A 26314-nucleotide genomic window follows, 5' to 3' on the forward strand; every position below is an offset into this window, starting at 1 on the left:
TAGGGAAACACTTATGCAAGATGATCGTTTTCTTAAGTTGATTTCGTCCAGCACTTTTAATCGGTCTACTTAAAAAATCTTGTTAATTTTGCATGAAAACAAAAATCAACTACCGCTATGGAAGCTCTACAAATCGAGGTCGCCAAACGATTACTCGCAATAAACACCATTAAAATATCTCCGGAAACACCTTTCACATGGGCATCGGGCTGGAAAGCACCGATTTATTGTGACAACCGCAAGGTGTTGTCGTACCCGGAAACCCGCAAATTTATTTATCAGCAATTTGCCAAACTCATTAAAGAGAAATATCCGGAAGCTGAAGTAGTCGCCGGTGTAGCTACGGGAGCGATTGCTCACGGAGCATTGGTTGCCGAAGAGTTGGGCCTGCCATTTGTGTATGTTCGCTCGAAGCCGAAAGATCACGGTCTGGAAAACCTCATCGAAGGCGATCTGCAGCCAAGCAAGAAAGTTATTGTCATCGAGGATTTGGTTTCCACTGGATTAAGTTCCCTGAATGCCGTAGCCGCTTTGCGCAACTATGGCGCCGACGTGCTGGGAATGCTGTCCATCTTTTCATACAACTTCTCGATTGCCGCTGATAAATTCAAAGAAGCCAACGTTGAACTGACTCCGCTCAGCAATTACAACCTGCTGCTGAAAGTAGCACACGAATCGGGCGAAATTACCGACAGTCAACTGGAAAATCTGAACCGCTGGAGACAAGATCCGGCTCACTGGGGACGATAATCAAACGATATAATTCTATTTTTGCAGCCGGGCACTCGTTATCAATGCCCGGCTTTTTATTTAACCAAGACAAATACCATGGGAACAGAAAAATATGTGAGCGAGGTAAAAACCGTTGCGTATGAGCAAGGAGTTGTTTACCAGAAACTCTCGAATCTGGAGAATCTGAAACCACTGCTAAAACCTGAAAACATTGAAAAAGTACGCGAGCAGATACCCAATGCTCCGGAAATTAACATCGAGGATTTTGAGGCAACCCCCGATAATTGTTCTTTTAAAATCAGTCCTATCGGGAAAGTGGGAATGAAAATTGTCGAGCGCGAACCGGAAAAGAGTATCAAACTAACGGGCGACGGAACCGTTCCTTTCCAGTTTTATTTCTGGATTCAACTTGTCCCGGTCGATGATAGCTCTTGTAAGCTACGGCTTACGCTCCATGCCGATCTGAACCCGATGATTAAGATGATGGTGAACAAACATCTAAAAGACGGCATCGATAAAATGGCGGAAGCTATCAGCCGCATACCGTTTGATTTGAACGGAGACTCGTCGGGCGAAATCGAATCGTAATCAAATGATAAATTCCACCTCCTTCAGGTGGAATTGTTGTTTGGTCCCGTCGCGTCTTTCAACAACCAAACGCCCGATTTCGTCTACACCGGTAATTCTACCTTCGAACTCTTCGTCTCCGGCATGGTAAGGCGCCCACTCGTTCATCCGGAATAACCGCTCCTCATACGCTCTGTTGATTTTCTGTACCTCACCAATCTTCAACTGCATATACCAGTCGTCCAACCGATCGCAGAGTTCTTCCAGACATTCATCCAATAAAAATTCTTTATCTGTCAACAATGATAAGGAAACCGGATTAGGCGCATCGCTGAGAAACTCCCGCTGGTTAATGTTTAACCCGATGCCTACAATGCTCGAAGCGATAGTTCCTTCGCGCAATGAATTTTCGATCAGAATTCCGGCAATTTTCTTTTTCCCTACGTAAATATCGTTGGGCCATTTAATGTGCACATCGGATACGTAAGCGCTCACAAAATCGGAAACAGCGAGCGCAACGGCTTTTGAGATGAGAAACTGGCTAAGGATGGGGACAAAATCCGGGTAAAGCACAACACTCATGGTAATGTTTTTTCCAGGCTCGCTTTCCCAGTGCTGATTTACCTGTCCCCTTCCCTTCTCCTGAACTGAAGTTGAGTAAACAATTCCTTCCGGCAGACGTTTTGTCATGAGTTGTCTGCTGGCATAGTTATTGGTCGAGTCTGTCCGGCTCAGATGTTCCATCTGGTTGCCAATGATTGTGCGCATATCGTAATTACATTTTGAGTGTAAAGATGGCAACCAATTTTTCAATAACTTAACAAAATCGCAATTTTACAGCGATCTGGTTAAAAAAATTATCTTTGTAATTTTAAATTCAATACATGGTGAATAAGACCCGGAACAGCGATTCCGAACATCTTATCGAGGCAATTGTTGAAGGAATACGCCGCAAGAAAGGCCTCGATATCATAAATATTGACATGAAAAAATTGGGTAATACGGAATGTGACAATTTCATTATTTGCCACGGTAATTCCAATACCCACACCGATTCGATTGCCCATTCAGTTGAAGAAACCGTCGAGGAAATTGAAAATACCAGGGTTTGGCATAAAGATGGATATCAAAATGCTCAATGGATTTTGCTCGACTATGGCGATGTGATGGTGCATGTTTTCCAGGAACAGTACCGAAGGTTTTATGATCTGGAAGAACTATGGGCCGATGCCCGGATTATACAAATTGAATCAGAAAGTTGAACTTTATATGGCTGATAATAACATCAAAAAGAATAGCGGATCGGGCACGCCGAATAACAATAAAAAGCCGCAAGGTGGCGGTGGAAAAGGTCGCTTTAACCCTAAGTTTAATCCCATTTATGTTTACGGGATTATTATCCTGATCTTCATTGCGCTTCAGTATTTTCGTTCGGGTGGTTCTCCTGTCGAAACCAATTGGCGAGAAGTGAAAAACACCATGCTGAAGAATGGTGACATTAAGAAAATAGTGGTCGTTAACCGCGAGAGGGCTGAAATATTCCTGAAAGATAGCGCTTATGAAAAATACAAATCGAAATTCGACCAGGGTTTCGGCACTCCCAGTCAGGCAGGGCCTCAGTTTTACTTTATCATCGGTTCAGTCGACACATTCGAGCAAAACCTGAAACAAGTTCAAGCAGATCTTCCCGAAAAGGATCAGGTAATTCTGACCTACGAAACACGACGGGACATTTTCATGGAAGTGATGAGCTGGATACTGCCCATTTTGTTGCTGATCGGTATCTGGTGGTGGATTTTCCGCCGAATGAGCCGTGGTGCCGGAGGCGGCGCGGGTTCGAATATCTTCAATGTCGGGAAATCGCAGGCAAAAGTTTTTGACAAAGATTCTCATGTCAGCACAACTTTCAAAGATGTTGCCGGACTCGCCGAAGCGAAACAGGAAATCGAGGAAATTGTGGAATTCCTGAGGAACCCCGGCCGATACACCAAGCTGGGAGGAAAAATCCCGAAAGGGGCGTTACTGGTTGGACCTCCCGGGACCGGGAAAACCTTGCTGGCCCGTGCCGTAGCCGGTGAAGCCAATGTTCCCTTCTTCTCCATGTCAGGTTCCGACTTTGTCGAAATGTTCGTGGGGGTTGGTGCGTCGCGTGTACGTGACCTGTTTAAACAAGCTAAAGAGAAGGCTCCGTGTATCGTCTTCATCGATGAGATTGACGCAATAGGACGTGCCCGTGGACGAAATCCCAATATGGGCTCCAACGATGAACGCGAAAATACGCTGAACCAGTTGCTGACTGAAATGGATGGTTTTGACACCAACTCCGGAGTTATCATTCTGGCAGCGACCAACCGCGCCGATATTCTCGACCGCGCACTGATGCGTGCCGGACGTTTCGACCGCCAGATTCATGTAGAATTGCCGGATATCAACGAACGGGGTGAAATCTTCCAGGTACACCTGAAACCATTACGAAAAGGCGAAGATGTGGACGTTAGCTTCCTCGCCAAGCAAACACCCGGATTCTCGGGTGCCGATATCGCCAACGTGTGTAACGAGGCTGCTTTGATTGCAGCACGCCGTAAGAAGGAGACCGTACAGAAACAGGACTTCCTCGATGCCGTTGACCGGATTATCGGAGGACTGGAGAAAAAGAATAAAATTATATCGCCCAGCGAAAAGGCAACGATTGCATACCACGAAGCGGGACACGCTACCGTTAGTTGGTTACTGGAACACGCGCATCCGCTCGTGAAAGTAACCATTGTACCCCGTGGAAAAGCATTAGGTGCAGCATGGTATCTCCCGGAAGAAAGACAAATTACGACCCGCGAACAGATGCTGGACGAAGTTTGTGCGACACTAGGTGGCCGGGCTGCAGAAGAAAACGTATTTGGTACTATCTCCTCCGGTGCACAAAATGACCTGGAGAAAGTCTACAAAACGACGTACGCCATGGTCTGCTATTTCGGAATGAGTGATGCAGTAGGAAATGTAAGCTTCTATGACTCTACAGGTCAATCGGATTACAGTTTCAACAAACCTTATAGCGAACATACGGCTGAACTGATTGATCATGAGATAAAAGATCTGATCGATGTTCAATATCAGCGAGCGCGGAAGATTCTAGCCGACAACGCTGAAGGACATAAGCAACTAGCTGAAAAATTACTGGAACGTGAGGTTATCTTTTCGGAAGATTTGGAAGCGATTTTTGGACCCCGTCCGTGGGACCCGCAGAAGGGACCGGAAAAAAAGATCGAAGTTCCTATGGCAGACAACAGCGAAAATAAGCCGCTGACTTCGCCTCCAACTACTTCGCCGAAAGATTCGCCAAAGGATAACAAAGAATCAGCATAACATGAAAAATCCCGGTGCCAGGGAACAAATACTCGACCGGATAAAAAATTCTGCCTTCAGGCAGAAAAGCAAACAAAACGGAATAACCGGAAAGGCGCAGGAAGAGCCCTCTCCGGTTTTTCCCGTTTCTAACCTGCATTTATCGGAACAGTTTCAGCAAGAACTGGAAAAAATACAAGGCCATTTTCATCTGGCAAAAAGCCGTGACGAACTGCTTGCCCAACTAAAAGGGCTTAAGGAAGAATACCGTTGGCCGTTTGTTTTTTGCCGCGATAAAGGCCTTCGGGAAATTTTGAAAGATGCCGGTTTAGAAGTATCTTCCGAAATGCAGCGTTTTCCGGAAACGAAGGCAGCTTTAACCGGTTGCGAATGGTTGATTGCCGAAACCGGAGGAGTATTAGTACATTCGGGTAGCGCCAGCGGACGAAAGCTACATTTCTTTCCCGCCGTGCACATGGTTATGGCCAGCCCTAATCAACTTGTCAGAACACTGGAAGAGGCACTTATCAAAATGGAAGAGCAATACGGTGAAAACCTTCCGTCGCAGATAACGCATATTGCAGGCCCCAGCCGAACAGCCGATATTGAGAAAACATTGGTAATGGGCGCACATGGTCCCAAAGCGGTGCATGTTTTGCTAACGGAATATAAATAAACAAAAAAAGGGATTGTTATGGAAAAAGGATGGAAACAAATTTTCATGACCGGACAGGACTTTAAGGCTCAGATGGCCAAAGACCTGCTCGAAGAAAGCGGAATTGAAGCGCTTATCATGAATCATAAAGATTCAACTTTTACTACTTTTGGCGACATCGAAGTTTATGTCCGCGAAGAAGATGAAGAGCAAGCGCTGGACATCGTTAAAAATCTGAAAAGCGGGGAAAATTGAACGATCTTAAAGTCCGTACTCTTTGGGGAACTATGTTTGTAGCTGTGCTTATCGGGGCAACCTGGATAAGCCCCTATACCTTTTCCCTGTTATTTGTTTTCATTAGTAGTTTTACATTGAAAGAATTTTACGATTTGTTGGCCAAATCCGGTGCGGTCCCTCATCAGAAACTTGGAATATTTGCCGGCATTGTTCTTTTTTTGGTATCCTTTTTTGTCGCGCGGGGAGCCTTGTCGGAAGCATGGCTTTTAACGTTGATCCCTCTAATGCTTTCCCTGTTTATTGCCGAACTTTATCGCAATAAATCCATGGAAATGCCTTTCCGGAATATTGCCTATACGGCCATTGGGGTGATATACATTTCGGTTCCATTTGCCCTACTCAACTTCTTTGTATTTCCCAGAGGAATGGGTTACACCTATGAGCCTAAAATATTGCTCAGCCTTCTGTTTTTCATTTGGGCCAACGATTCAGGCGCCTACCTGATTGGTTCGCAATTTGGGAAACACCGGCTGTTCGAACGTATTTCTCCCAAAAAATCGTGGGAAGGTTTCTTCGGCGGACTGGCAGCCGCCATTATTGTGGCAGCTATGCTGGCTCAGTTCTGGGAACAGTATAGTTTCTTCCCGCTGGCCATTATTGCAGCTATTACCGTGGTGGCCGGTACCTTCGGCGACCTCATTGAATCCATGTTTAAAAGAAGCTTAGGGGTAAAAGATTCGGGAAGTTTTATGCCGGGACACGGTGGCCTGCTCGACCGTTTTGATAGCATTCTAACAGCTATTCCTATGGTATATTTTATTCTTGTATTTCTTCGCTGAACAATATTTACGTAAATTTGCCCAGCACGTTTAAGACCAACCATGAGAATACACAAAGAAGGCTATGCCATTATTGCAGTAGCAGTGCTGATTTGGGCGTTACTGAACGGCCTCGTATGGGAAAGTGGAGAACCTTATTTCTTCGCGTTTATGTTGTTGATTTCAACGTCGGTACTTGTATTTACCATTCGTTTTTTCCGATATCCCGACCGGGAAATTAATCGTGGGAACAAAACCATTCTGGCTCCGGCGGACGGACTGATTGTAGCCATTGAGGAAACCACTGAAACGGAATATTTTCAGGATCGGAGATTACAGGTTTCCGTTTTCATGTCACTGTTCAATGTGCATGCTAACTGGTTACCCGTTGCCGGGAAAATTAAATACGTAAAGCATCACAAAGGACGATACATGTCGGCATACCTGCCGAAATCATCAACCGATAATGAACGGACCACAACCGTTATTCAAATGGAAGATGGTACCGAAATTTTGGTCCGGCAAATTGCCGGCGCCATGGCCAAAAGGGTTGTTACCTACGCCAAAGAAGGTGACACGATGGATCAAGGAGGTGAACTCGGTTTCATTAAATTCGGTTCCCGAGTGGATCTGTTCCTACCTGTTGGCACTGAAATAACAGCCGACATGTGCGAAGCCGTTACCGGAAGTCAAACCGTTCTGGCTAAACTGAAATAACGCGTCAAAAAGCTCAGGTAATCATGCGAAAACACATTCCGAATTTTGTTACTTCGCTTAATATTGTCAGTGGTAGTCTTTCTGTTATGTTTGCCCTCGAAGGGCACATTAACCTGGCCGTGCTGACGATGTTTCTGGCCGCCGTATTTGACTTTTTCGACGGAATGAGTGCCCGCTTACTGAAAACATATTCTCCTATCGGGAAAGAGCTGGACTCACTGGCTGATATGATATCATTCGGACTGGCTCCCGGAATGATGGTGCTGACCTTACAGAAATACGCGCTATTTGGTAATGTATCTTCATTAGTGGGGACATCGGGTGGATGGCTGACCTGGGTATTCTTACTCAGCGCATTCTTTATACCGGTAATGTCAGGGTTGCGGCTGGCGAAATTCAATATCGATGACCGTCAAACAACCTCATTTATCGGGTTGCCAACACCTGCCAATGCTATCTTTTTTGCTTCGCTGGCGCTGATTGCCGAAAACGGAAACAGGCCTGTATTAGACGGGATACTGCTCTCGCCTTACAGTTTGTTTTTTTTCACGATAGTGATGTCGCTGTTGCTCGTTTCCGAAATACCCATGTTTTCACTGAAGATTAAGAACCTGAAATGGAGTGGTAACCAGGTACGCTACCTGTTCCTGCTAATGGTTCTTGTGCTTACCTATTTCTTCAGCTTCTATGGCATCACGCTTTCCATTTTATTGTATATCCTTATCTCTTTCACCCTTAGCCTGAAGAAGTCTGTTTGAGCTTCATTGCTGGTTTCTTTACCTGTAGGAAAGTTGTTTCATTCCCTTTTATGCCGAACAGTTATTTCCGTAAAATCTTTCCCCCGAAAGCAGGAATAAGCTACTTACCTATTGTTCCCTCATAAATAATTCTGCAAACTAAAAAGGGCCATCTTCGCAAAGACAGCCCTTGAATAATTTTATACAAACCGGATTATTCCTCCTCCAGTTTATGCTCATATTTTTTGAGCGCATACTGCACTGCTTTCAAGCTGATGTAGATAAGTATCGGCCAGCTTAACAACCATAATATCGATTCCAAATACATAAACTAAAATTTTTGGGTTTAATAAACATGACCTTCGCCCTCGCCGGTAATTTCCGATTCGGTGATTTTCTCGCGGTTAATGGCTTTCCAGGCATACCAAATATATGCCAGTACAAAAGGAAGCATCAACGAAACGTAACTCATCACTGTCAGGGTATATTTCGATGATGAACTATTTACAATGGTCAACGACGATTGCAAATCGAAATTCGACGGATAGCAGCAGGTGTTATTGTAACCGGCAACCAACATCAGGGCAAATATGGTGAGCACTGTTCCGATCCCGGCGTACCAGATTCCATTGGTTTTGTCTTTCAACAGCGAACTGATGATGCCCCAAAGCACCCCGACTACACCAACAAGGAAGATAATCAGTACTACCGGCATCTGCAGAAAGTTGTGCAGGTACTTGTATGGCTCCATCGATACCTCAAACGTTTTGGGGTCGTAAGCAAAACCTTTAATGAGAAGCAAACGAACCACGAAGTAGAGGAAGAATACCAAAAATGGAATGGTATTATACAGCAACTGTTTCTTGGCATTCCGAAAAATAGTTTCGTGGTCGATGCTGTTCATGAAATACAGAAGGGACAGAACTCTTGCCAGGAAAAATATTGCAAGTCCCAATGCCACGTTGCTGAATGTCAAAACAGCTTCCAGGCCGTGTGCCGGATTTTCCCATTGCGATAGGTTCATGTTGCTAACCGAGAAGTTGGCTCCGTTGAAGAATGTTCCAACTACCACGCCAAGGAGCACGGTTCCCAGCAATCCGTTAACAAACAGGAACACGTCGAAAGTGCGCTTGCCCAGGAAATTACTTGGCCGGCTCCGAAATTCATACGAAACAGCCTGAATGATAAAGGCAAATAACAAGGCCATCCAGGCCCAGTAGGCTCCGCCAAAGCTGGTAGAATAGAAAAGCGGGAACGAAGCGAAAAGTGCCCCGCCGAAAGTTACCAGCGTGGTAAACGTAAACTCCCACTTGCGACCAAGCGCGTTGACAATCATGGTACGCTCGTTGCTGGTTTTTCCCAGCCGGTAAATCAGCGTCTGGCCTCCCTGAACAAACATCAGGAAAACAAGTAACGCAGCTAAAAGTGATATGATGGCCCACCAATAGTGCTGGAGGGTTAAATAACTCATTGATTCAAACATGGTTAGTGTCCTCCGTCTTTAGGTCCGATTTTAATTTGTTTCGCCATAATTTTCACCTCGGCAATCAACAGCAGCGTGAATACAAAGGCAAACAGCCAGAAAGTTACCTGAACAGCGCTCGCATCGATATGCGACACAGCTGCCACCGTTGGCAACAGATCCTGAATTACCCAAGGCTGACGGCCAACCTCGGCCAATGTCCAACCTGACATCGAGGCTATGTAAGCCAGCGGCATGGTAATAATTGCCAACCGAAGGAACCATTTCTTCTTATCGAGTGTGCCTCTGGTAACCCATAGAAAGGCAAACAAGAAGAAGAAAACAAAATAAGTCCCCAACATTACCATGATGCGGAAACTATAGAATACCATAGGAATACTGGGAATCAAATCAGTTGGGCTCTTAAGATATCCATACCCGAAATATTTGAAGTAATTCTTCTGGAAATCGTCAGACATAAATTTTGCCCGTAACTGAGTAGCCTCATCAGCGTTCCCGTTGTCCAGAGCCATCTTATAATCCTTCAAAAGCTGGATGGCCTCCTTCCCCCGGACAATCTTTTCAGGGGCCGATAAAATATTGTGTTCACTATTTCCATTCAGTAAATCTTTAATTCCTGGCATAAACTGGGTGGTATTAAAATACGCGAGAAGAGAAAGGCCCCTGGGAATTTCGACCCTAAAAAGGAAATTCTTCAGTTGCTTATATTCAGGATCAGATTGTTTGGTAGAAAGTACTCCCATAGCAATCAGGCCGGGACCATTCTTACCTTGGTAAAGACCTTCCATGGCAGCCAGTTTCATAGGCTGGTGGTAGGCTACCTGCTGTGTTGAGAAATGACCGAAACCAATCACAAAAACGGAGCTGATCAGACCGAAAACAGCTGAAACCAGGATACTTTTCCGGGCAAAAATAACTTCTCTCTTTTTTAGAATGTACCAGGCAGAGATACCAATGACAAAAATGGATGCCAGTTCAAATCCGGAAAAGATGGTGTGCAAAAATTTGCTGGTCGCTACAGGGGAGAGAAACACATCCCAGAAATTGACCATTTCATTCCTGGCCGTATCCGGGTTAAACTGCATTCCTACCGGGAATTGCATCCAGCCATTGGCAACCAATATCCACAATGCCGAGAGATTGGCCCCTAATGCAGTTAGCCAGGTAGATACAAGGTGAAACCTTTTGCTCACCTTTTCCCAACCGAAAAACATCACAGCAATAAAGGTCGACTCCATAAAAAAGGCCATGATACCTTCGATGGCCAAAGGAGCGCCAAAGATGTCGCCTACAAACCAGGAGTAAGTTGACCAGTTGGTTCCAAATTCAAATTCCAAAATAATTCCGGTTGCCACACCAATGGCAAAATTAATCCCGAATACTTTCATCCAGAATTTGGTAATTTTTTTCCACTCAGGATTTCCGGTCTTTACATAGATAGTCTCCATGATCGCCAGAATAAACGTAATCCCGAGTGTCAGCGGCACGAACAACCAATGGTACATCGCCGTGAGGGCAAATTGGGCCCTCGACCAGTCAACCAAGGATAGATCAAGTAATTCATTCATGTTTTACGATTATTTGATTAATTGATTATTTGATATTGGTCAGATTCTCAATAACGTAATCTCCCCGTTCCTTATCCGTCTTAAAATTCTGCTTGAGCAAATCGGGGAAGAAAAACAGCTTGAGCACAAAAAACATCACAAAAAGTTTTATTAAAATGATTACCCAGAGACTTTTCCCCCATGTCATCTGCCTGAAGCCTTCATAATAAAAGTGGGCGATTTTCTTCAAAATTTTCATTGTGTGCAAACATTATGCGCGATAAACAACTAACCACTTAACAAAAGAAATTGGGAGTTGTTTACTTGGTTTCATTCTGAATAAGGACATAACCAATGAAGATCCTCAACATTAAAATGTATTAGTTTTTCATACGTTTAAAATTTATAATTATGGTCCATCATTTAATTCTAAATTTGAGAACCTATGGAACCGCTTCGCTCTCACATGAACTTTTTTTAATCATTGCCTTTGGCGAACTTTTGATTAAATCAGTTCATGTCCGTTTCATTTAAAGAATCTGAATAGGGAATTTGAATATTATGTAACATTATATTCCGTTTAGGTACAGCAATGTCTGCCAACATTTGATTACCGGGGCTTAAGATAAAAGCATTGAAACAATATCCGCTCCCGGTCCATCATGTTTTACGACACCTTTTGATGGCACCAAAGAGGGTAATGAACTTTGTTACTGAAAGAAGCACATCTATCTTACAGATATAATAAACATGATAAAAATTAACTTTTATACCGAAAAGACTAATCATCTGTCATTTTAGAGGTAAGTTCGCGTACCAACCGGAACTGCGAAAGGAACTCGTGGGCAATAACGCGAAGAACGGTATAAACCGGGATAGCCAATATCATTCCGGCAATTCCTGCAAAACTTCCCGCCATCAGTATCACCAGGAAGATCTCCAGCGGATGTGCCCTGACACTGTTGGAATAGATAACCGGCTGAAATACCACGTTATCGATTACCTGAACAATAACCACCACCAACAGTACCAGCAATATCAGCGGTAAAGCCACATCCGGAAAACTGTCGTCGAGGTGTGTTGCAATAGCGACCAGGACACCGAAAGCTCCTCCAATCCATGGTCCAATGTATGGGATAACATTCATGACACCGGCAAAAACCGCCACAACCAATCCGTGATTAAAGCCCAAACCGATGACCGAAAATCCGATGGTATCCAATATCATAACTCCTAACACCTCGAATATAATACCGATAAAATATCGCTTCAGCAGGTGGTTGATAGAAGTCATTACGTGCTTGGCTTTCGTCTCATATTTGCTGGAAACAAAAACCAGAATAATGTGACTGAACAACTGCTCTTCCTTTAAAAAGAAAAACAGAATGAAGGAGACCGAAAAAAACATGAGAAACAGGTTGCCCAACGTGCCGGCAACCGAAGAGAACAAATTGGTAACCTGACCCAGGTTTAACATGTTCGCCAATTGCTCCTGGATGTACTCCTGCATTCCAGAATCAGCTCCGCTGTCGGCAACAAAATGCGGAAGCTTGTTTGAAAGATGCGCAAAAGCCACATCGAGATAATCCACCACCGAAGTGACATCGATGGCTGACAAATCCTTTATCTCCATTGCCACCAACGGAATTAAAGCCGCCAGAAACCCAATGGTGGCAGCCAACATGATCAGAAGTGTAATCAGTGCGCTACTCGTTTTTCCGAGATGCTTTTTTTTAATTGAGATACGCTGAATAGCCCGCATTAAAGGTCTTCCGATGAGCGAAAGCACAGCTGCAATCAGGATGTAGGCTACAATATTTCTAAAATAGAATAACAGAAAAATCAGGATACTAATCCCGACGAACAGGATGACATTGCGGGTTCGCTGGTTCATATATTTAGCATTTCGGATAAACAAAAATACAAATTAGTTGCTCGTTTTACATCAGTAATTCAATTTATCCCAATTCGCTGTTATCATTCCGGATACCGCGCGGACACCAACCACCTAACACAAAAAAAAAGAACTGCCCCAAACGGACAGTTCCTTTTCTTTTCAATCGAACAAAGAATTTACAGGAATCGCTTCCCGTTTTCACTATCTAATTCTTAGTGGATTATTCACTTTTTGTTTTAATAATGCGATATCCAGAACATCCAGTACGGTATCGACAAAATGGAACTTCAATCCCTTAATGTAAATGGGCTTGATCTCTTCCAGATCCTTCTCGTTCTGCCGTGATAAGATGATTTCCTTTATACCGGCCCTTTTCGCTGCCAGTATTTTTTCTTTTATACCGCCTACCGGCAATACTTTTCCACGCAAGGTAATCTCCCCGGTCATAGCCAGGTTGCGTTTTACCTTTCGCTGCGTAAAGGCCGATGCCAGCGATGTAGCCATGGTAACTCCTGCCGAAGGACCGTCCTTCGGAATAGCGCCTTCCGGAACATGGACATGAACGTCCCACTTCTCGAACGCCTCAGGTGTCATGCCCAAATCGGGCGCATGTGAACGAAGGTATTCCAGCGCAATGGTAGCCGACTCCTTCATCACTTCACCGAGATTTCCGGTTAACGTGAAGCGCCCTTTCCCTTTGCTCAGACTGGTTTCAACGTAGAGAATTTCACCACCGACTGCCGTCCAGGCTAAGCCGGTAACTACTCCTGCAAACTCGTTTCCTTCGTATGTTTCGCGGGTGTAAATTGGTACGCCAAGATATTCCCTGACATCCTCAACTTTGAGTTTCTTGTTATATTTTTCACCAAAAGCTTCTTTCCGTGCTATGCGACGAACAATTTTTGCCAACTGCTTATCGAGTTCGCGAACGCCGGACTCGCGGGTATAATTTTCAATCACCTTCGCCAACACTTCTTTCGGGAACGTCAGGCTTCCCTTTTTCATTCCATGATTTTTCAGCTGACGCGGAACGAGGTGCCTTTTGGCAATTTCAGTCTTCTCCTCAACCAGGTAACCGCTCACATCAATCAACTCCATCCGGTCGCGAAGTGCGGGCTGAATAGTGCTGAGCGTATTCGCGGTAGCAATAAACATCACACGCGAAAGGTCGAAGTCAACGTCCAGGTAGTTGTCGTGAAACTCAGAATTCTGTTCCGGGTCCAAAACTTCCAGCAATGCCGAAGCCGGATCGCCGTGAAAATCCTGCGAGACTTTGTCAATCTCATCGAGAATAAAAACAGGATTGGCGGAACCGGCTTTTTTTAGATTCTGAATAATTCGGCCCGGCATAGCGCCAATGTATGTTTTCCGGTGGCCCCGAATTTCTGCTTCATCATGCAGACCTCCTAAACTCATCCGGATGTATTTCCGCCCCAGCGAACGAGCGATAGACTTACCCAACGACGTTTTACCTACCCCGGGAGGCCCGTAAAGACAAACGATAGGCGATTTCATGTCGCCCTTCAATTTAAGAACAGCGAGATGTTCCAGAATACGTTCCTTCACCTTCTCCAAACCATAGTGGTCTTCATCCAGTACTTTTTCAGCTCGCTGTAAGTCAAAGTTATCTTCGGTGTATTCGTTCCATGGGAGGTCGAGCAATGTTTCGAGGTAACCAACCTGGATGGAATATTCTCCGGCGGCCGGATTCATCCGATTCAACTTCTCCACCTCCTTTTCGAAGAAGCCTGCCATTTCTTCATCCCACTTCATCTCGGCGCCCCGCTTCTTCAACTCCTCAATCTCTTTTTCAATCGGGTTGCCGCCAAGCTCATCCTGGATAGTCTTTATTTGCTGATGAAGCAGATACTCCCGCTGTTGTTGATCCAAATCAACTTTCACCTTACGTTGAATATCCTTCTTCAACTCCATCACCTGAACCTCACGAACCAACAGCCCCATCAATTGATTTCCACGACTGCGAATGTCATTTTCTTCCAGGAGATCCTGCTTTTCGTGCGCTTCCAGCTCAACATTGTTACAAATGAAGTTGATCAGAAAGGTCGGACTTTCGATATTTTTGATGGCAAACTGCGCTTCAGGCGGCACATTGCCGGTATATTTCATCAACTTGAGCGACAAATCCTTCAACGATTCGAGCACCACTGCGAATTCAGAATCATCACTTTCCAGTTCATATTCGTCATGAGGATGAACCAGTGCTTTCAGGTACGGCAGTTGCTCTGTAACGCCGGCGACCTTAATTCGTCTCTTTCCCTGAATGATAATGGAAGTGGTACCATCGGGCATCTCCAGAATTTTCAGAATTTCTGCCATGGTACCTACCGGATACAAATCTTCTGTCTGCGGCTCTTCTACCTTACCGTCTTTCTGGGTAACCGTTCCCAGCAACTTATCGCCGGCATACACATCGCGGATGAGTTTCAGCGACTTCTGACGCCCAACCGTAATGGGCATCACTACGCCCGGAAACAAAACGGCATTCCGAAGCGGCAATATTGGCAGACTTTCCGGCACCTCCACCGATTTAAAGTCCGACTCATCACCATCGGCAATAATTGGTATGAATTCTCCCTGGTCCTCCATCAAACTGCTAAATACGAATTTATGTTTTTGATTATTTCGTTTCATGTATAATCTCTCTAATGACATTTTGTCGTTGTTTTTCGTTTTCACAAGCTGTAGGTTAACAGGTCAATTCCTATGCCAAACCTCCATATTTTACTTCGCTGCCGATTTCTCCAGCCGAATTACAGTGGGAAAGTGATTATCACAACAAAAAAAGCCCCGTAATGATTTACGAGGCTTTCTTCATATACTAAAAGTCGATTACTTTTTTCTCTTATCCATGTGCTTCTGGTAACGATTCATGAACTTATCAACACGTCCAGCGGTGTCGACCAACTTCATTTTACCAGTATAGAAAGGGTGAGAGGTACTAGAGATTTCCAGTTTGATCAATGGATACTCTACACCGTCAACTTCAATATTTTCCCGTGAAGGGGCAGCCGATTTGGTGATGAATGTATGTCCGTTGGACATATCCTTGAAGACCACCAGTCGATAATTTTCCGGATGTATTCCCTTTTTCATTTTTTCCTCGTTTAATATCTTATTCTGAATTTCTTACTTTCCCAAACGGTTTGCAAAGATATATATAGTTCAGAAATCTGCAAAAGAATCCAATAAAAGATTTGTCTAAATAATATCCTGAAACTGAACTGAAATCAATCTTCCTTTTCGGTTTCAGCAGTATCACTTTTCTCTTTGTTTTTGCGTTCCTCCCTCAAAAGGCGCACATCTTTCATCAATTTAGGTGCACGCTCAAACGGTTGATTCGGATCGAACAGGTAACGCATCGTGTAATGGGTCTTGGCGTGTACGCCTCCCACCGATTTATACATGGCCACCATTTTCGGATTGAAATCACCAACCCACGACATTTCAATTTCGTTGTACCAATGCTTCCGCTTCATCACTTTGTCGAGGTGCCAGAAAATGGCCGACTCCAAACCGGACCCCTGGAATTTCGGGACAACTCCCATAATAAGAATCCGGGTACGGGTAATCGTTTTCTTCTTTTTATAATACCAGAATTTCAGCACGTTCTTCAAATTGACTTTGCCGTCGAGCTTGACGAGAATCTGGTTCCAGTCGGGAATCATACCAAAGAAAGCAACCGGCTCGTCGTTGTGGTAAGCAAACCAAAGAAATTCTTCATCGGCGATGAACCTCGCCAACCGGACCATTCCCCGGATATCGTCCAAATCAACCGACTGGTGATTATCGTGACGGGCCCAGGCCTGATCGTATATTTTTACAAAATCCTGGATGTATTTCTCAATATTGCTGAAACGGACATGCTCGAAATGAAAGTTTGGTTTCTGAGCTACCCAGCCGGCAATTTTCCAGAACCTTTCCGGGAATGGATCTTTATGATTGAGGTGATAGCTGTATTGTTCGAAGTAAACCTTGAACCCATAAGCTTCGAAAAAATCACGGTAGTAAGGCTTATGGTAAGGCATACCGAACGCCTGCGGCTGAAATCCGTCAACCAGTAATCCCCAGTTCATCAGGTTTTCGCCAAAATTAACCGGTCCGTCCATCGCTTCCATTCCGCGTTCCTTCAGCCAGTTTTTTGCTGTTTCGAATAACAAAAACGCGGCTTCCTGCTCCTCAACACACTCAAAGTATCCCATTCCTCCGGTGGGTTGCTGAAAAGTGTACGCTTTATTTCCGTTGATGAAAGCGCCTACCCGGCCCAGTAATCTGCCGTCGTCATCTGTCAGAATCCACCGGGTGCCATCGCCGTTTTTATAAAAGGCATTTTTCTCCGGATCGAAGGTGTTATCAATCATCACCTCCAATGGTGGCGCCCAGTTTTCATCGCCACGATACACCTCGTGTGCTACCTGGTGAAAAAGCTTGCGTGTTTGCTTATCCTTTACTTCCCTGACTTGCATATTCCTTGACTTGGTATTTTCTCCGCTAAATTAGAGTAAAAATTGAAATTGACAGTATCAATATTTTGATTAGCTGAACTGCACCCTGGATGACTCATCCTTTATCGTTCAGCATTTCCTGAACATACTCAGATTCCAGTTCATCAATAATTTCTTCCGCCACCATTTGTGACACAGGCGAATCGATGGTTTGCAAAGTACGAGCAAACATAACAGCCAGCTTGTTCAGATTCTTATTCTTCCGCCCCAGGTGCGTAAACGATCGAATAAAGATGCTCGACAATTCCGGATCTTTGGACAACGGCGGCAACACCTCGAAGAATGATTCGAATTCCTCGTCAGCAGTTGTTTTATCTGTCATAGCCAGCCGTCCCATCATCAGTAGGCCAGTCATTTTTACCAGATTTTTCTTCTCCAGACACCATTCTTTTGCCTTCTGAAAAGCAAAAGGGGTATATACAAACAAGTTCATCGACGCCTGCTCAGCCATCTCAATATTCGGAAAACTCTTTACCCAGTAATCCAGTTGTTCTTCGGTTACCTGCTTCGGTTCATCAAGCAACGTAGCCAGTATCATCGTCTCCCGCCACTGTTTGTTCCACAGTTTCAGCGCCAGCAAATGATTTCTGTCGTAACCCGAAGCCAACTGCCGTAACGAAACCACCGATGCTCCCAGGTTGACTTTATATTCCAGTCCTCGCTTAGTCATCATTTCTGCTACAGCGCCATTTTGAATGGGCCGGAGTTTCCGGATGATTTCCTGGTAAGTATTTTCGATTTTCGGATTATCAAGCAGGTATTCCATTACTTCAATATATGACGGTTTCTATCAGAACAAACAAAGTTAATATTCCTGCAGAAAACAACAGGTGTCTTTTCCCATCGAGGTAATCGGCCAACGATACTCCTTCGCGTCGATAAAGCCAGTAGGCAAGATAGTATTTTTCGAACAGATAGGCGATAACGGTCGCAGCAGCAATGCCTTCCAAACCAAACGGGAAGGAAAGCAGCACACTCAATCCGACATTGATAAGAATCTCGTAAAACGAAGCCCGGCTGATGAGCTTTGTCTGCCCTATTCCATTCAGAATGGTTTGTGGAAAAACGAGTCGCGGAATGATGAGCAGCAAATAAATATTGAAGATAGAAGCCGATTCGGCGAAAGCCTGGCTAAAAATAACCGGAAAAAACCAGGGCGAGGAAATCATTAATACCGCGGTAAGCGGAAACATCCAATTCATCATTTTGGCCGACCGTTCCCTGATTTCCTTTAAATGACTTTTAAAGCCCGAAGATTTTCCAAACTTAGGCAACATGGAATTACTGAATGCATTCGCAATGAGAACAACAAAAGGTAGCTCGCGGGCACCGAACCGGAAAATGGCAAATGCAGCTGAATCGAACCGAATGGTTACCAGCCAGCCATCGATATATTGGGCCGAGCCACTAAGCAACGTTGCCAAAATAAGTGGCCACGAACGCAGCAATAATTTCCGCGCCAGCTCTCTTGAAAAAACAACCGACGAATGATGAAAAATCAGCTTTACCAGCCAAACGAACCGGAGCAAAGCAACAAGTCCCAGTATCTCCAGTATCGTTTCAATACCTCCGCCATAAAGCAAAGCAAACAGAATAAGGAAGAACTGAAGTCCAAAAGCACCCGCACCGTAAAGGAGCATTTCCACCGAACGGTTCTTAACCAGATAAACATACACCGTCAGGTTAGCCGGTATCCCGAAAACCACGAAAAGAAGAAACCAGTACCAGGCGTGCCCCGAAAGAAATGCCAGCAGCCCGGCTTTGTAAAGGATCGTAAATACCAGTGCGGTTGCCGTCGAAAATACCAGCAGCAAAAAAAATACAGTAAAGAGAAATGGCGATTTTCGTTGTTCACCATCTGACTCTTCGGCGCCAGCCATGGGCAGTGCTCCCTGTATCAAGCCGTTCACCCAGAAAAAACTGGCCAATCCGGCCCAAAATAGAAATGACTCGTACTGACCAATGTCGCCGACATTCAGTTTGGAGTGGGTCAGCAAAACACCAATCAAAACGAGCATCCCGAAACGGAGCAATTGAAAAACCTGCAACGATTTTCCGCTATTCCAACTCTCTTTCCGTATCAAATTCTAATTTTATTGTTTACCCGAAAGACCAAACTTAATGATTCTCTGCCGGATGAAAAATTATCATTTTCGTCCTACTTCATTCTGTCACAAAATCATCCTGCCGACCTTGAATTATTTGACCATGCAATGAAATCGAAAGATGAGATTTTTTCCAATATTTTTTGTCCGATGATTTGTACCAATCAAAAAACATTATCTATATTTGCATCCGCAATCGCGAAAAATGGTGGATGTAGCTCAGTTGGTTAGAGCACTGGATTGTGGTTCCAGGGGTCGTGGGTTCAAATCCCATCTTCCACCCTACTTCAACCGGTTTCTGAAAATTCAGAAGCCGGTTTTTTTGTTTTAATACATCTCCTTTTCCAACCTCTATTTCTCCTTCTTTTCATTCTGAATTTAACACTTTTCTCTATTGTATTTTCTACAATAAGCAAATTGTCAATTTTCCGTTCACCACTCAAAATTGAACGTTCACCACATAAAATCGACCGTTCGTCAAAAAAAGTTGGTCATTTGAATACAATACTTTTAATTTATCATTGACAGTTACCCAAAGCTATTAATCAACCACACAAAACCGTTCATCCATGAAAGTCAAAATGTTTAACATCGATGGCGAAGTTCTATTCCTGAAAAAGATTTCCACAAGGAATTTGGAAAAGCGTCGCTCTCCGGAAGATAATAAAATGAAAAACCTCAAAAAAGGCATCTATTTTCTTCATTACGACTTTGAGACCAGTCAATTCACAAAAAAAGTCGTAATCAGTTAAAACTTTCCACCAGAGCCGGGCATTAGCCCGGTTTTTTTATCTGCCTTCTTTTGCCAGCATTCTCCAGATTCGTGGATTTCTCCTGAAAAAGTCCTAAATTTCATCTACGTATGATTTGGATGTCCACCCGGACAAAGAAAAACTAACCCGCAACCTGCTAACCGATGAAAAAAGTAACCTTCCTTCTTTTGCTGTGCATCACGCTGCCCCTCATCTCTCCGGCGCAGGAGCGAGAGAGAAGAGTGCTTTCGAATAAAGTGAGAACCATTGTTGCCCGCGACCGGTTGGACGGCTGGTACGCCGCTTTCAACATTGGATACTCGCCCATCGATGAGCGCAATTCGGTTATTTTTGGTCTTCGTGGTGGCTGGGTGATGGGACATTCGTTTACTCTCGGCTTAGCCGGAAATGCTTTTATCTCTCAAAAGAACTCGTTGAGCAATATTCCTGAACTAAACCGTTACCTCGCCGGCGGATATGGCGGACTTTTGCTGGAACCCATTATAATGCCCCGCTCGCCTGTTCATTTTTCTTTCCCCGTTATTGTTGGTGCGGGAGCAATCAACTATTGGGAAGGCTATGATACCCTATCGGGAAGCGCCTCAGTTGTTCCGGCCAATTACCACGACTTAAGTCCTTTTTTCGTTGTAGAACCCGGGCTGGAAATCGAATTAAACGTCTCCCGGTTCTTCAGACTCGATTTGGGCGGAACATATCGGTTCACCAACAAAATCAAGTCGAATAATTTCGCTCCCGATGTACTCCAAACCTGGACCGCTTACCTCAATTTCAAATTTGGTCGGTTTTAATAGAAACTCATTCGGCCTCGTCCCTCTAACTCTCCAATCTTCAATAAACTGATCCTCGTCTTGGTTCGCATGTAAAAATATGGATACATTTGCGGTTCAAAACGCAAGAACTGTGAAAAACAAAATATCAGTATATCTGGCCGTTACCATGGCAATGGCTTTTTGGGCCATCTCATTTGTATGGGTCAAAATTGTGTACCAGGCCTATGGTCCGCTAACCACCGTATTTTTCAGGCTGGTAATAGCCACCATACTGTTGTTTGCTTATACGAAACTTACGGGCAGACTGATGAAACCGGCTCGGAAAGACTGGAAAGCATTTATCCTGCTGGCCTTTTTCGAACCGTTTCTCTATTTCATGGGCGAAAGCTTCAGTCTAAAATATGCTTCAAGCACCGTAGCAGCAGTCATTGTGGCTACCATTCCTCTTTTTTCGCCACTAGCTGCATCCCGTTTTCACGGAGAAAAAGTATCGCCCCGAACCATTTTAGGAATCATTCTCTCGTTTGTCGGGGTAACCGTGGTTGTTCTGGATACTTCGGAAAACCTGTCTGCTTCGATATTGGGAATTACACTGGAGTTTGTTGCCGTAGCGGCCACCGTTGGTTATACCGTTGTTCTGAAAGGTTTGACAAAGAAATATAACACGACCAGCATTGTGGCTTACCAAAGCTTCATCGGCATTTTTTATTTCCTGCCCTTTTGGATGACGTTTGAGATGAACAGCTTTATCCATACACCGGTCAATGTCGATTCGCTTATCGCGATTTTAAAACTCGCCATCTTCGCTTCCGGATTTGCCTTCCTGTTTTTCACGTACAGTGTGGGTAAATTGGGCATCAACAAAGCCAATATTTTTATGAATAGCATTCCGGTATTTACAGCCATTTTTGCCTGGCTGATTTTAGGAGAAACACTTTCGCTCCAAAAATTAACCGGAATTTCGATTGTAATCGCCGGACTATTCCTGGCACAGATGAGAATCAGAAAAAAAGCCCTCAATAATACTCAGGATGAAGTACATCGAAGTGAACGCGAAGAACGTCCGGGAACTATCTCAGCGCAATGAAGACGAAACCCGCAAATTCTTCGCTCAGTTAAAGAAAAAGAAACCCAAACAACTCGATAGTGTTGTCGCCCGTTTGCACGATGAGGCTTTCCAGGAATTCGACTGCCTCGATTGCGCCAACTGCTGCAGCAACTTCAGCCCGATTATCACCGAAAAGGATATCGATCGTCTGGCAAAGCATATGAAGATGAAACCGCCGGCTTTCATTGACCAATATTTGCATGTTGATAACGAAGGTGATTACGTTTTCAACCAAACGCCTTGTCCTTTTTTGATGCCGGATAACTATTGCATGGTGTATGAAAATCGTCCAAAAGCTTGCCGCGAATATCCGCATACCAACCGTCGGAAGTTCGTTCAGATTTTGAACCTGACGCAAAAAAACCGGGAAGCCTGCCCCATCGTTTATAAAATAGTAGAGAACCTGAAAGAGGAAAACTGGTAAACCACGTTTCTACACTATTCAGCAAAAAACATATCTTAGCATAATCATTGCGGTTTCCCGAAAGGGAATAAAAGGCACGAATAACTCAGGCTTACGTGAAAACCAGACTAATCATTGCACTATCGCTTCTACTATCCCAAATGGCGTTCGGTCAGATTGGCGGCGAAGGAACGTACCGGTTTCTCGATCTGACCACCTCTGCACGCGTGGCCGCATTGGGCGGTAACCAGGTAGCGTTGGATGATGACGATTTGGATCTTGTTTTTCACAATCCGGCTTTGCTGCGTGACACGATGCGCAATCAGCTTGTGCTGAATTACGTCGATTATTTTTCCGATATCAAATTTGGTTATGCTTCTTACGCCTGGCACCTCGATAAAATAGGGACGGTTGCCACGGGTATTCATTTTATCGACTACGGAAAATTTATCGAAGCACGCGAAGACGGAACCATTACCGGTACTTTCAGGGCAGCCGAATACGCTTTGAACATATACTGGGCCAAACAGATAACGCCTCGCCTACGCGGAGGAGTCAACATCAAACCCATTTACTCTGTTCTCGAAACCTACCACTCGTTTGGATTGGCTATGGATGCCGGTCTTATTCTTTCGGGACGCGACAATCAATCCACTATCGCGCTCGTGGCAAAAAATATTGGCACACAAATTACCACTTACTACCAGAATGGCGATTACGAAAAACTGCCGTTCGATTTGCAATTCGGCTTTTCCAAGCGACTGGAACACGCGCCGCTCCGGCTCATGGTTACTGCTCGTCATCTTACCAACTGGGACTTAGCCTATAATGAAACGGCATCCGGTTCAACTACTTCGACATTAACGGGACCGACATCCGAGAGCGGTTTTTCCAAAGTGATGCGGCATCTTATTTTTGGTGCAGAATTACTTCCAAGTAAGAATTTCACGATTCGGGTGGGCTACAATCATCAACGCAGGAAAGAACTATCGGTCGAATCCCGTCCCGGAATGGTTGGCTTCTCCGCTGGTTTTGGCGTTCGCATCTCCAGGTTCAATCTAAGCTACGGACTAGCATCTTATCACATCGCCGGTGCATCACACCATTTCTCTATCAGTACAAACCTTTCCCAATTCCTCCCCTGATTCAGCGGATATTCCATTCCTTTTCTTCGGCAAGAAACTTATCTTTGCCCTGCAAACTGAGAATAACATGTCTGAAAATAAAAAAATAGTCATCGCTGTCGATGGCCACTCCTCCTGTGGAAAAAGTACGCTGGCCAAAGCGCTGGCATCCCTTTTAAACTACGCTTATATCGACACCGGTGCCATGTACCGCGCTGTGACCCTTTACGCCCTGCGGAACGGATTGATCAATAATGGCAAGGTAGATGAAGCTGGCTTAATCGCTCAACTCGATCAGATTAAAATTACCTTTCGATATAACGAAGCTGCCGGAAAAAGCGAAACGTTCCTCAACGGTGAAAACGTAGAAGAAGAAATCAGGCAACTGCCGGTTTCCCGGAATGTCAGCCCCGTGGCGACCATTGGTGAAGTGCGGAAACATTTAGTGGCGCTTCAGCAGGAAATGGGAAAAGACAAGGGAATTGTAATGGACGGCAGAGACATTGGAACGGTGGTTTTCCCGGACGCGGAATTAAAGATATACATGACGGCATCGCCGGAAGTGAGAGCTCAGCGCCGGTATGATGAACTGAAAGCCAAAGGCGAAGATGTTTCCTTTGAAGAAATTAAAGCCAATGTTGTGGAGCGGGATTACATCGATGAGAACCGCGAAGAGAGTCCACTCCGAAAAGCAGATGACGCCATTGTTCTCGACAATAGTCACCTCACTCCTGATGAACAGTTAGAGTGGGCTAACGAAAAAGTAATGGAAAGATTGAATCGCAATGGAAATTGAGATTGACAGCAAATCGGGATTTTGCTTCGGCGTAGTGAACGCGATTCAGAAGGCTGAAAAAACGCTCGAAACTGAGGACAGTCTTTATTGCCTGGGAGATATCGTTCACAACAATACCGAAGTGGAACGTCTTTCCCGAAAAGGGCTCGTTACTATCGACCATGAAAAGTTTTTCCAGCTGAAAGATTGCACCGTATTGCTCCGTGCTCATGGCGAACCACCTTCCACATACGAGCATGCCCGCAAAAACAACATCACATTACTCGATGCCACTTGCCCAGTGGTTCTGAAACTTCAGGAGAGAGTTCGTAAAGGTCAGAGCCAACAGGAGGCTCGTAACGGGCAGGTCGTGATATACGGAAAGAAAGGCCACGCCGAAGTAAATGGTTTGGTCGGGCAAACTAATGACAAAGCTATTGTCATCCAATCAGCTGATGATCTGGAGCAAATCGATTTCGACCGGCCGGTGGAACTGTTTTCTCAGACCACAAAAGACATGGAAGGCTTCTATCAGCTGGCCGAAACCATAAAACAGCGCGGCACCGAAGTGATCATCCACGATACACTTTGCCGGCAGGTTTCCAACCGCGTTCCACGTATCAGGGAATTCGCCCGTCGTTTTGATTTGGTGCTGTTCGTTAGTGGCAAAAAAAGCTCTAACGGAAAAATGTTATTTGGAATCAGTAAGGAAACCAATCCCAACTCCAAATTCATTTCCTCACCGGATGAAGTCAAGGCGGAATGGCTTGAAAATATTCAAAAAGTTGGTATTTGCGGAGCAACCTCCACTCCCTGGCATTTGATGGAAGACGTGGCTGAGAAGGTCAGAATACTGACGAAATAATTTTATAATTAATTAACGGTATCGGTTGTTGATAAGAAAACATCGACGCTACTTTTGAGCCGGATTCAAATTTTTCAGAAAATGAAGGAGAATGTTCTCAACATGCCTGAACCCAATGTGTACAGCGACTGTCGCATTAAAAAAATAGCCGTTTTAACATCGGGAGGTGATGCGCCCGGCATGAACGCTGCCATTCGGGCCGTTACCCGAACTGCCATCTATTTTGGCCGCGAAGTAGTCGGAATTTACTACGGCTACAAAGGAATGATTAACAAGAATTTCCAGACCATGAAGTCCGGTGATGTCAGTAATATCATCCAGTCGGGGGGAACGATTTTAAAATCGGCCCGGAGCAAGGAGTTTATGACGAAAGAAGGCCGAGAGAAGGCATACCAAAACCTGAAGGAAGAAAACATCGATGCTTTGGTGGTGATTGGCGGTGACGGGACTTTTACCGGTGCGCGTATTTTTGCCCAGGAATTTAATTTCCCCATCGTCGGTGTTCCGGGAACCATCGATAACGATCTGTTTGGAACCGACTTTACCGTTGGTTACGATACGGCACTCAATACCATTGTTCAGGCTGTCGACAAGATTCGAGATACGGCAACGGCTCACGAGCGTCTGTTCTTCATCGAAGTAATGGGCCGCGATGCCGGTTTCCTGGCCTTGAACGGTGGAATTGCAGCCGGCTCCGAAGCGGTTCTGATTCCTGAATTCGACACCGATATGGGTACACTGGAAACCTACATCGAAACCGGATACCGGAAAAATAAAAAATCATCCATCGTTTTGGTAGCCGAAGGCGATAAAGCAGGCGGTGCCTTTAACATTGCTTCCAAAATTGAAAAAGAATATCCACAGTATGATGTACGCGTCACTGTTTTGGGACACGTACAACGCGGTGGTTCGCCAACTGCATCCGACCGAATTTTGGCAGGTCGTTTAGGGGTTGCTGCGGTAGAGGCATTGCTGGATGACCAAAAGAGTGTGATGGTAGGAATCGAGTTCGATGAAATTGTGCACGTACCGTTCAACAAAGCCATCAAAAATGAGAAAGCGGTCAATCAACACTTGTTAAGAGTACTGCGCATGCTGTCAATATAATTCTGTCAGAAACCGAAAATATTTGCACGTTA

Annotated in this window: 26 protein-coding genes, 1 tRNA gene and 1 pseudogene; 18 read left to right on the forward strand and 10 right to left on the reverse strand. The window is 44.8% G+C overall.

Annotation, left to right across the window (positions count from 1 at the left end; translation table 11 throughout):
* Window positions 1-117: 117 nt before the first annotated feature.
* Together pyrE and CLV93_RS01245 are read left to right on the forward strand one after the other, a co-directional pair.
* Window positions 118-750 (forward strand): orotate phosphoribosyltransferase, encoded by a 633-nt coding sequence (gene pyrE, locus CLV93_RS01240; RefSeq protein ID WP_106540353.1) that lies wholly within the window; start codon window positions 118-120, stop codon window positions 748-750.
* A gap of 78 nt (window positions 751-828) precedes the next feature.
* A complete protein-coding gene (locus CLV93_RS01245) occupies window positions 829-1320 on the forward strand; it encodes a polyketide cyclase (protein WP_106540354.1) in 492 nt (163 codons plus the stop codon).
* Here CLV93_RS01245 and CLV93_RS01250 read toward each other — a convergent pair whose 3' ends face one another.
* Complete coding sequence (locus CLV93_RS01250; RefSeq protein WP_106540355.1) at window positions 1321-2067, reverse strand: biotin--[acetyl-CoA-carboxylase] ligase; 747 nt, start codon at window positions 2065-2067, stop codon at window positions 1321-1323. It lies immediately after the preceding gene.
* A 116-nt stretch (window positions 2068-2183) separates the two neighbouring features.
* Between CLV93_RS01250 and rsfS the strand changes: the two genes are divergently transcribed.
* From rsfS to CLV93_RS01285, 7 genes are read left to right on the forward strand one after another with little or no spacing between them, the layout of a single operon-like run.
* The gene (rsfS, locus tag CLV93_RS01255) at window positions 2184-2561 is read left to right on the forward strand and encodes a ribosome silencing factor (protein ID WP_106540356.1); all 378 of its coding nucleotides are present in this window, start codon (window positions 2184-2186) and stop codon (window positions 2559-2561) included.
* Window positions 2562-2568: 7 nt separating this feature from the next.
* On the forward strand, window positions 2569-4659 hold the full coding sequence (ftsH, locus tag CLV93_RS01260) for an ATP-dependent zinc metalloprotease FtsH (protein WP_106540795.1): 2091 nt from the start codon (window positions 2569-2571) through the stop codon (window positions 4657-4659).
* Between the two features lies 1 nt (window position 4660).
* Complete coding sequence (locus CLV93_RS01265) at window positions 4661-5314, forward strand: LutC/YkgG family protein (protein WP_106540357.1); 654 nt, start codon at window positions 4661-4663, stop codon at window positions 5312-5314.
* An 18-nt stretch (window positions 5315-5332) separates the two neighbouring features.
* Window positions 5333-5548, forward strand: a complete 216-nt coding sequence (locus tag CLV93_RS01270; RefSeq protein ID WP_106540358.1) for a putative signal transducing protein — start codon at window positions 5333-5335, stop codon at window positions 5546-5548.
* Entirely contained in the window at window positions 5545-6369 is an 825-nt protein-coding gene (locus tag CLV93_RS01275) for a phosphatidate cytidylyltransferase (RefSeq protein ID WP_106540359.1), read from the forward strand. Before CLV93_RS01270 ends, CLV93_RS01275 begins: the two co-directional genes overlap by 4 nt.
* Before the next feature lie 42 nt (window positions 6370-6411).
* Complete coding sequence (locus CLV93_RS01280; RefSeq protein WP_106540360.1) at window positions 6412-7065, forward strand: phosphatidylserine decarboxylase family protein; 654 nt, start codon at window positions 6412-6414, stop codon at window positions 7063-7065.
* A gap of 23 nt (window positions 7066-7088) precedes the next feature.
* Window positions 7089-7823 carry a CDP-alcohol phosphatidyltransferase family protein gene (locus CLV93_RS01285; protein WP_106540361.1) on the forward strand — a complete coding sequence of 245 codons (735 nt, stop codon included), beginning with the start codon at window positions 7089-7091 and terminating at the stop codon, window positions 7821-7823.
* 325 nt (window positions 7824-8148) lie between these two features.
* Here the strand turns inward: CLV93_RS01285 and CLV93_RS01290 are convergent, their stop codons facing one another.
* The 9 genes from CLV93_RS01290 to CLV93_RS01330 form a co-directional block, all read right to left on the reverse strand.
* Window positions 8149-9273 (reverse strand): cytochrome d ubiquinol oxidase subunit II, encoded by a 1125-nt coding sequence (locus CLV93_RS01290; protein WP_228488744.1) that lies wholly within the window; start codon window positions 9271-9273, stop codon window positions 8149-8151.
* A 14-nt stretch (window positions 9274-9287) separates the two neighbouring features.
* Window positions 9288-10853 carry a cytochrome ubiquinol oxidase subunit I gene (locus CLV93_RS01295; RefSeq protein ID WP_106540363.1) on the reverse strand — a complete coding sequence of 522 codons (1566 nt, stop codon included), beginning with the start codon at window positions 10851-10853 and terminating at the stop codon, window positions 9288-9290.
* A 25-nt stretch (window positions 10854-10878) separates the two neighbouring features.
* Window positions 10879-11091: a DUF4492 domain-containing protein gene (locus CLV93_RS01300; protein WP_106540364.1), complete on the reverse strand. Its 213-nt coding sequence runs from the start codon at window positions 11089-11091 to the stop codon at window positions 10879-10881.
* Between the two features lie 522 nt (window positions 11092-11613).
* Window positions 11614-12726, reverse strand: coding sequence for an AI-2E family transporter (locus CLV93_RS01305; RefSeq protein WP_106540365.1), 1113 nt, complete (start codon window positions 12724-12726; stop codon window positions 11614-11616).
* Window positions 12727-12930: 204 nt separating this feature from the next.
* On the reverse strand, window positions 12931-15402 hold the full coding sequence (gene lon / locus CLV93_RS01310; RefSeq protein ID WP_246187173.1) for an endopeptidase La: 2472 nt from the start codon (window positions 15400-15402) through the stop codon (window positions 12931-12933).
* Window positions 15403-15579: 177 nt separating this feature from the next.
* Window positions 15580-15843 carry a type B 50S ribosomal protein L31 gene (locus tag CLV93_RS01315; protein WP_106540367.1) on the reverse strand — a complete coding sequence of 88 codons (264 nt, stop codon included), beginning with the start codon at window positions 15841-15843 and terminating at the stop codon, window positions 15580-15582.
* A 134-nt stretch (window positions 15844-15977) separates the two neighbouring features.
* Window positions 15978-17213 carry a GNAT family N-acetyltransferase gene (locus tag CLV93_RS01320; RefSeq protein WP_106540368.1) on the reverse strand — a complete coding sequence of 412 codons (1236 nt, stop codon included), beginning with the start codon at window positions 17211-17213 and terminating at the stop codon, window positions 15978-15980.
* A gap of 94 nt (window positions 17214-17307) precedes the next feature.
* A complete protein-coding gene (locus CLV93_RS01325; RefSeq protein WP_106540369.1) occupies window positions 17308-18018 on the reverse strand; it encodes a DNA alkylation repair protein in 711 nt (236 codons plus the stop codon).
* Between the two features lie 4 nt (window positions 18019-18022).
* On the reverse strand, window positions 18023-19336 hold the full coding sequence (locus CLV93_RS01330; RefSeq protein WP_106540370.1) for an MATE family efflux transporter: 1314 nt from the start codon (window positions 19334-19336) through the stop codon (window positions 18023-18025).
* A gap of 228 nt (window positions 19337-19564) precedes the next feature.
* On the opposite strand from CLV93_RS01330, the gene CLV93_RS01335 reads away from it, so the two are divergent.
* From CLV93_RS01335 to pfkA, 9 genes and pseudogenes are all read left to right on the forward strand, one after another.
* Window positions 19565-19640: transfer RNA gene (locus CLV93_RS01335), tRNA-His, on the forward strand.
* Between the two features lie 283 nt (window positions 19641-19923).
* Window positions 19924-20109, forward strand: a pseudogene (locus tag CLV93_RS01340) (T9SS type A sorting domain-containing protein); the annotation flags it as partial.
* A gap of 164 nt (window positions 20110-20273) precedes the next feature.
* The gene (locus CLV93_RS01345; RefSeq protein WP_106540372.1) at window positions 20274-20918 is read left to right on the forward strand and encodes a hypothetical protein; all 645 of its coding nucleotides are present in this window, start codon (window positions 20274-20276) and stop codon (window positions 20916-20918) included.
* Between the two features lie 112 nt (window positions 20919-21030).
* A complete protein-coding gene (locus CLV93_RS01350; RefSeq protein ID WP_170108836.1) occupies window positions 21031-21987 on the forward strand; it encodes a DMT family transporter in 957 nt (318 codons plus the stop codon).
* The gene (locus tag CLV93_RS01355; protein WP_106540374.1) at window positions 21932-22432 is read left to right on the forward strand and encodes a YkgJ family cysteine cluster protein; all 501 of its coding nucleotides are present in this window, start codon (window positions 21932-21934) and stop codon (window positions 22430-22432) included. Before CLV93_RS01350 ends, CLV93_RS01355 begins: the two co-directional genes overlap by 56 nt.
* 95 nt (window positions 22433-22527) lie before the next feature.
* Entirely contained in the window at window positions 22528-23556 is a 1029-nt protein-coding gene (gene porQ / locus CLV93_RS01360) for a type IX secretion system protein PorQ (RefSeq protein WP_146141924.1), read from the forward strand.
* A 67-nt stretch (window positions 23557-23623) separates the two neighbouring features.
* Window positions 23624-24331, forward strand: coding sequence for a (d)CMP kinase (cmk, locus tag CLV93_RS01365; protein ID WP_106540376.1), 708 nt, complete (start codon window positions 23624-23626; stop codon window positions 24329-24331).
* Window positions 24321-25175 (forward strand): 4-hydroxy-3-methylbut-2-enyl diphosphate reductase, encoded by an 855-nt coding sequence (locus CLV93_RS01370; protein ID WP_106540377.1) that lies wholly within the window; start codon window positions 24321-24323, stop codon window positions 25173-25175. Before cmk ends, CLV93_RS01370 begins: the two co-directional genes overlap by 11 nt.
* Window positions 25176-25256: 81 nt before the next feature.
* Window positions 25257-26282, forward strand: a complete 1026-nt coding sequence (gene pfkA, locus CLV93_RS01375; protein WP_246187174.1) for a 6-phosphofructokinase — start codon at window positions 25257-25259, stop codon at window positions 26280-26282.
* Window positions 26283-26314 lie beyond the last annotated feature (32 nt).

The organism is Prolixibacter denitrificans, assembly GCF_003014495.1.
Taxonomy (GTDB): Bacteria; Bacteroidota; Bacteroidia; order Bacteroidales; family Prolixibacteraceae; genus Prolixibacter; species Prolixibacter denitrificans.

What these genes read in the sequence shown, in the direction of transcription:
- CLV93_RS01295 (WP_106540363.1), bottom strand. Translation starts at nt 10,853, where the DNA reads ATGAATGAATTACTTGATCTATCCTTGGTTGACTGGTCGAGGGCCCAA.
- CLV93_RS01280 (WP_106540360.1), top strand. Translation starts at nt 6,412, where the DNA reads ATGAGAATACACAAAGAAGGCTATGCCATTATTGCAGTAGCAGTGCTG.
- CLV93_RS01245 (WP_106540354.1), top strand. Translation starts at nt 829, where the DNA reads ATGGGAACAGAAAAATATGTGAGCGAGGTAAAAACCGTTGCGTATGAG.
- CLV93_RS01320 (WP_106540368.1), bottom strand. Translation starts at nt 17,213, where the DNA reads ATGCAAGTCAGGGAAGTAAAGGATAAGCAAACACGCAAGCTTTTTCAC.
- CLV93_RS01285 (WP_106540361.1), top strand. Translation starts at nt 7,089, where the DNA reads ATGCGAAAACACATTCCGAATTTTGTTACTTCGCTTAATATTGTCAGT.
- CLV93_RS01325 (WP_106540369.1), bottom strand. Translation starts at nt 18,018, where the DNA reads ATGGAATACCTGCTTGATAATCCGAAAATCGAAAATACTTACCAGGAA.
- CLV93_RS01250 (WP_106540355.1), bottom strand. Translation starts at nt 2,067, where the DNA reads ATGCGCACAATCATTGGCAACCAGATGGAACATCTGAGCCGGACAGAC.
- CLV93_RS01290 (WP_228488744.1), bottom strand. Translation starts at nt 9,273, where the DNA reads ATGAGTTATTTAACCCTCCAGCACTATTGGTGGGCCATCATATCACTT.
- ftsH (WP_106540795.1), top strand. Translation starts at nt 2,569, where the DNA reads ATGGCTGATAATAACATCAAAAAGAATAGCGGATCGGGCACGCCGAAT.
- pfkA (WP_246187174.1), top strand. Translation starts at nt 25,257, where the DNA reads ATGAAGGAGAATGTTCTCAACATGCCTGAACCCAATGTGTACAGCGAC.
- CLV93_RS01370 (WP_106540377.1), top strand. Translation starts at nt 24,321, where the DNA reads ATGGAAATTGAGATTGACAGCAAATCGGGATTTTGCTTCGGCGTAGTG.
- pyrE (WP_106540353.1), top strand. Translation starts at nt 118, where the DNA reads ATGGAAGCTCTACAAATCGAGGTCGCCAAACGATTACTCGCAATAAAC.
- CLV93_RS01300 (WP_106540364.1), bottom strand. Translation starts at nt 11,091, where the DNA reads ATGAAAATTTTGAAGAAAATCGCCCACTTTTATTATGAAGGCTTCAGG.
- rsfS (WP_106540356.1), top strand. Translation starts at nt 2,184, where the DNA reads ATGGTGAATAAGACCCGGAACAGCGATTCCGAACATCTTATCGAGGCA.
- CLV93_RS01270 (WP_106540358.1), top strand. Translation starts at nt 5,333, where the DNA reads ATGGAAAAAGGATGGAAACAAATTTTCATGACCGGACAGGACTTTAAG.
- CLV93_RS01315 (WP_106540367.1), bottom strand. Translation starts at nt 15,843, where the DNA reads ATGAAAAAGGGAATACATCCGGAAAATTATCGACTGGTGGTCTTCAAG.
- CLV93_RS01305 (WP_106540365.1), bottom strand. Translation starts at nt 12,726, where the DNA reads ATGAACCAGCGAACCCGCAATGTCATCCTGTTCGTCGGGATTAGTATC.
- CLV93_RS01355 (WP_106540374.1), top strand. Translation starts at nt 21,932, where the DNA reads ATGAAGTACATCGAAGTGAACGCGAAGAACGTCCGGGAACTATCTCAG.
- CLV93_RS01265 (WP_106540357.1), top strand. Translation starts at nt 4,661, where the DNA reads ATGAAAAATCCCGGTGCCAGGGAACAAATACTCGACCGGATAAAAAAT.
- lon (WP_246187173.1), bottom strand. Translation starts at nt 15,402, where the DNA reads ATGTCATTAGAGAGATTATACATGAAACGAAATAATCAAAAACATAAA.
- CLV93_RS01345 (WP_106540372.1), top strand. Translation starts at nt 20,274, where the DNA reads ATGAAAAAAGTAACCTTCCTTCTTTTGCTGTGCATCACGCTGCCCCTC.
- cmk (WP_106540376.1), top strand. Translation starts at nt 23,624, where the DNA reads ATGTCTGAAAATAAAAAAATAGTCATCGCTGTCGATGGCCACTCCTCC.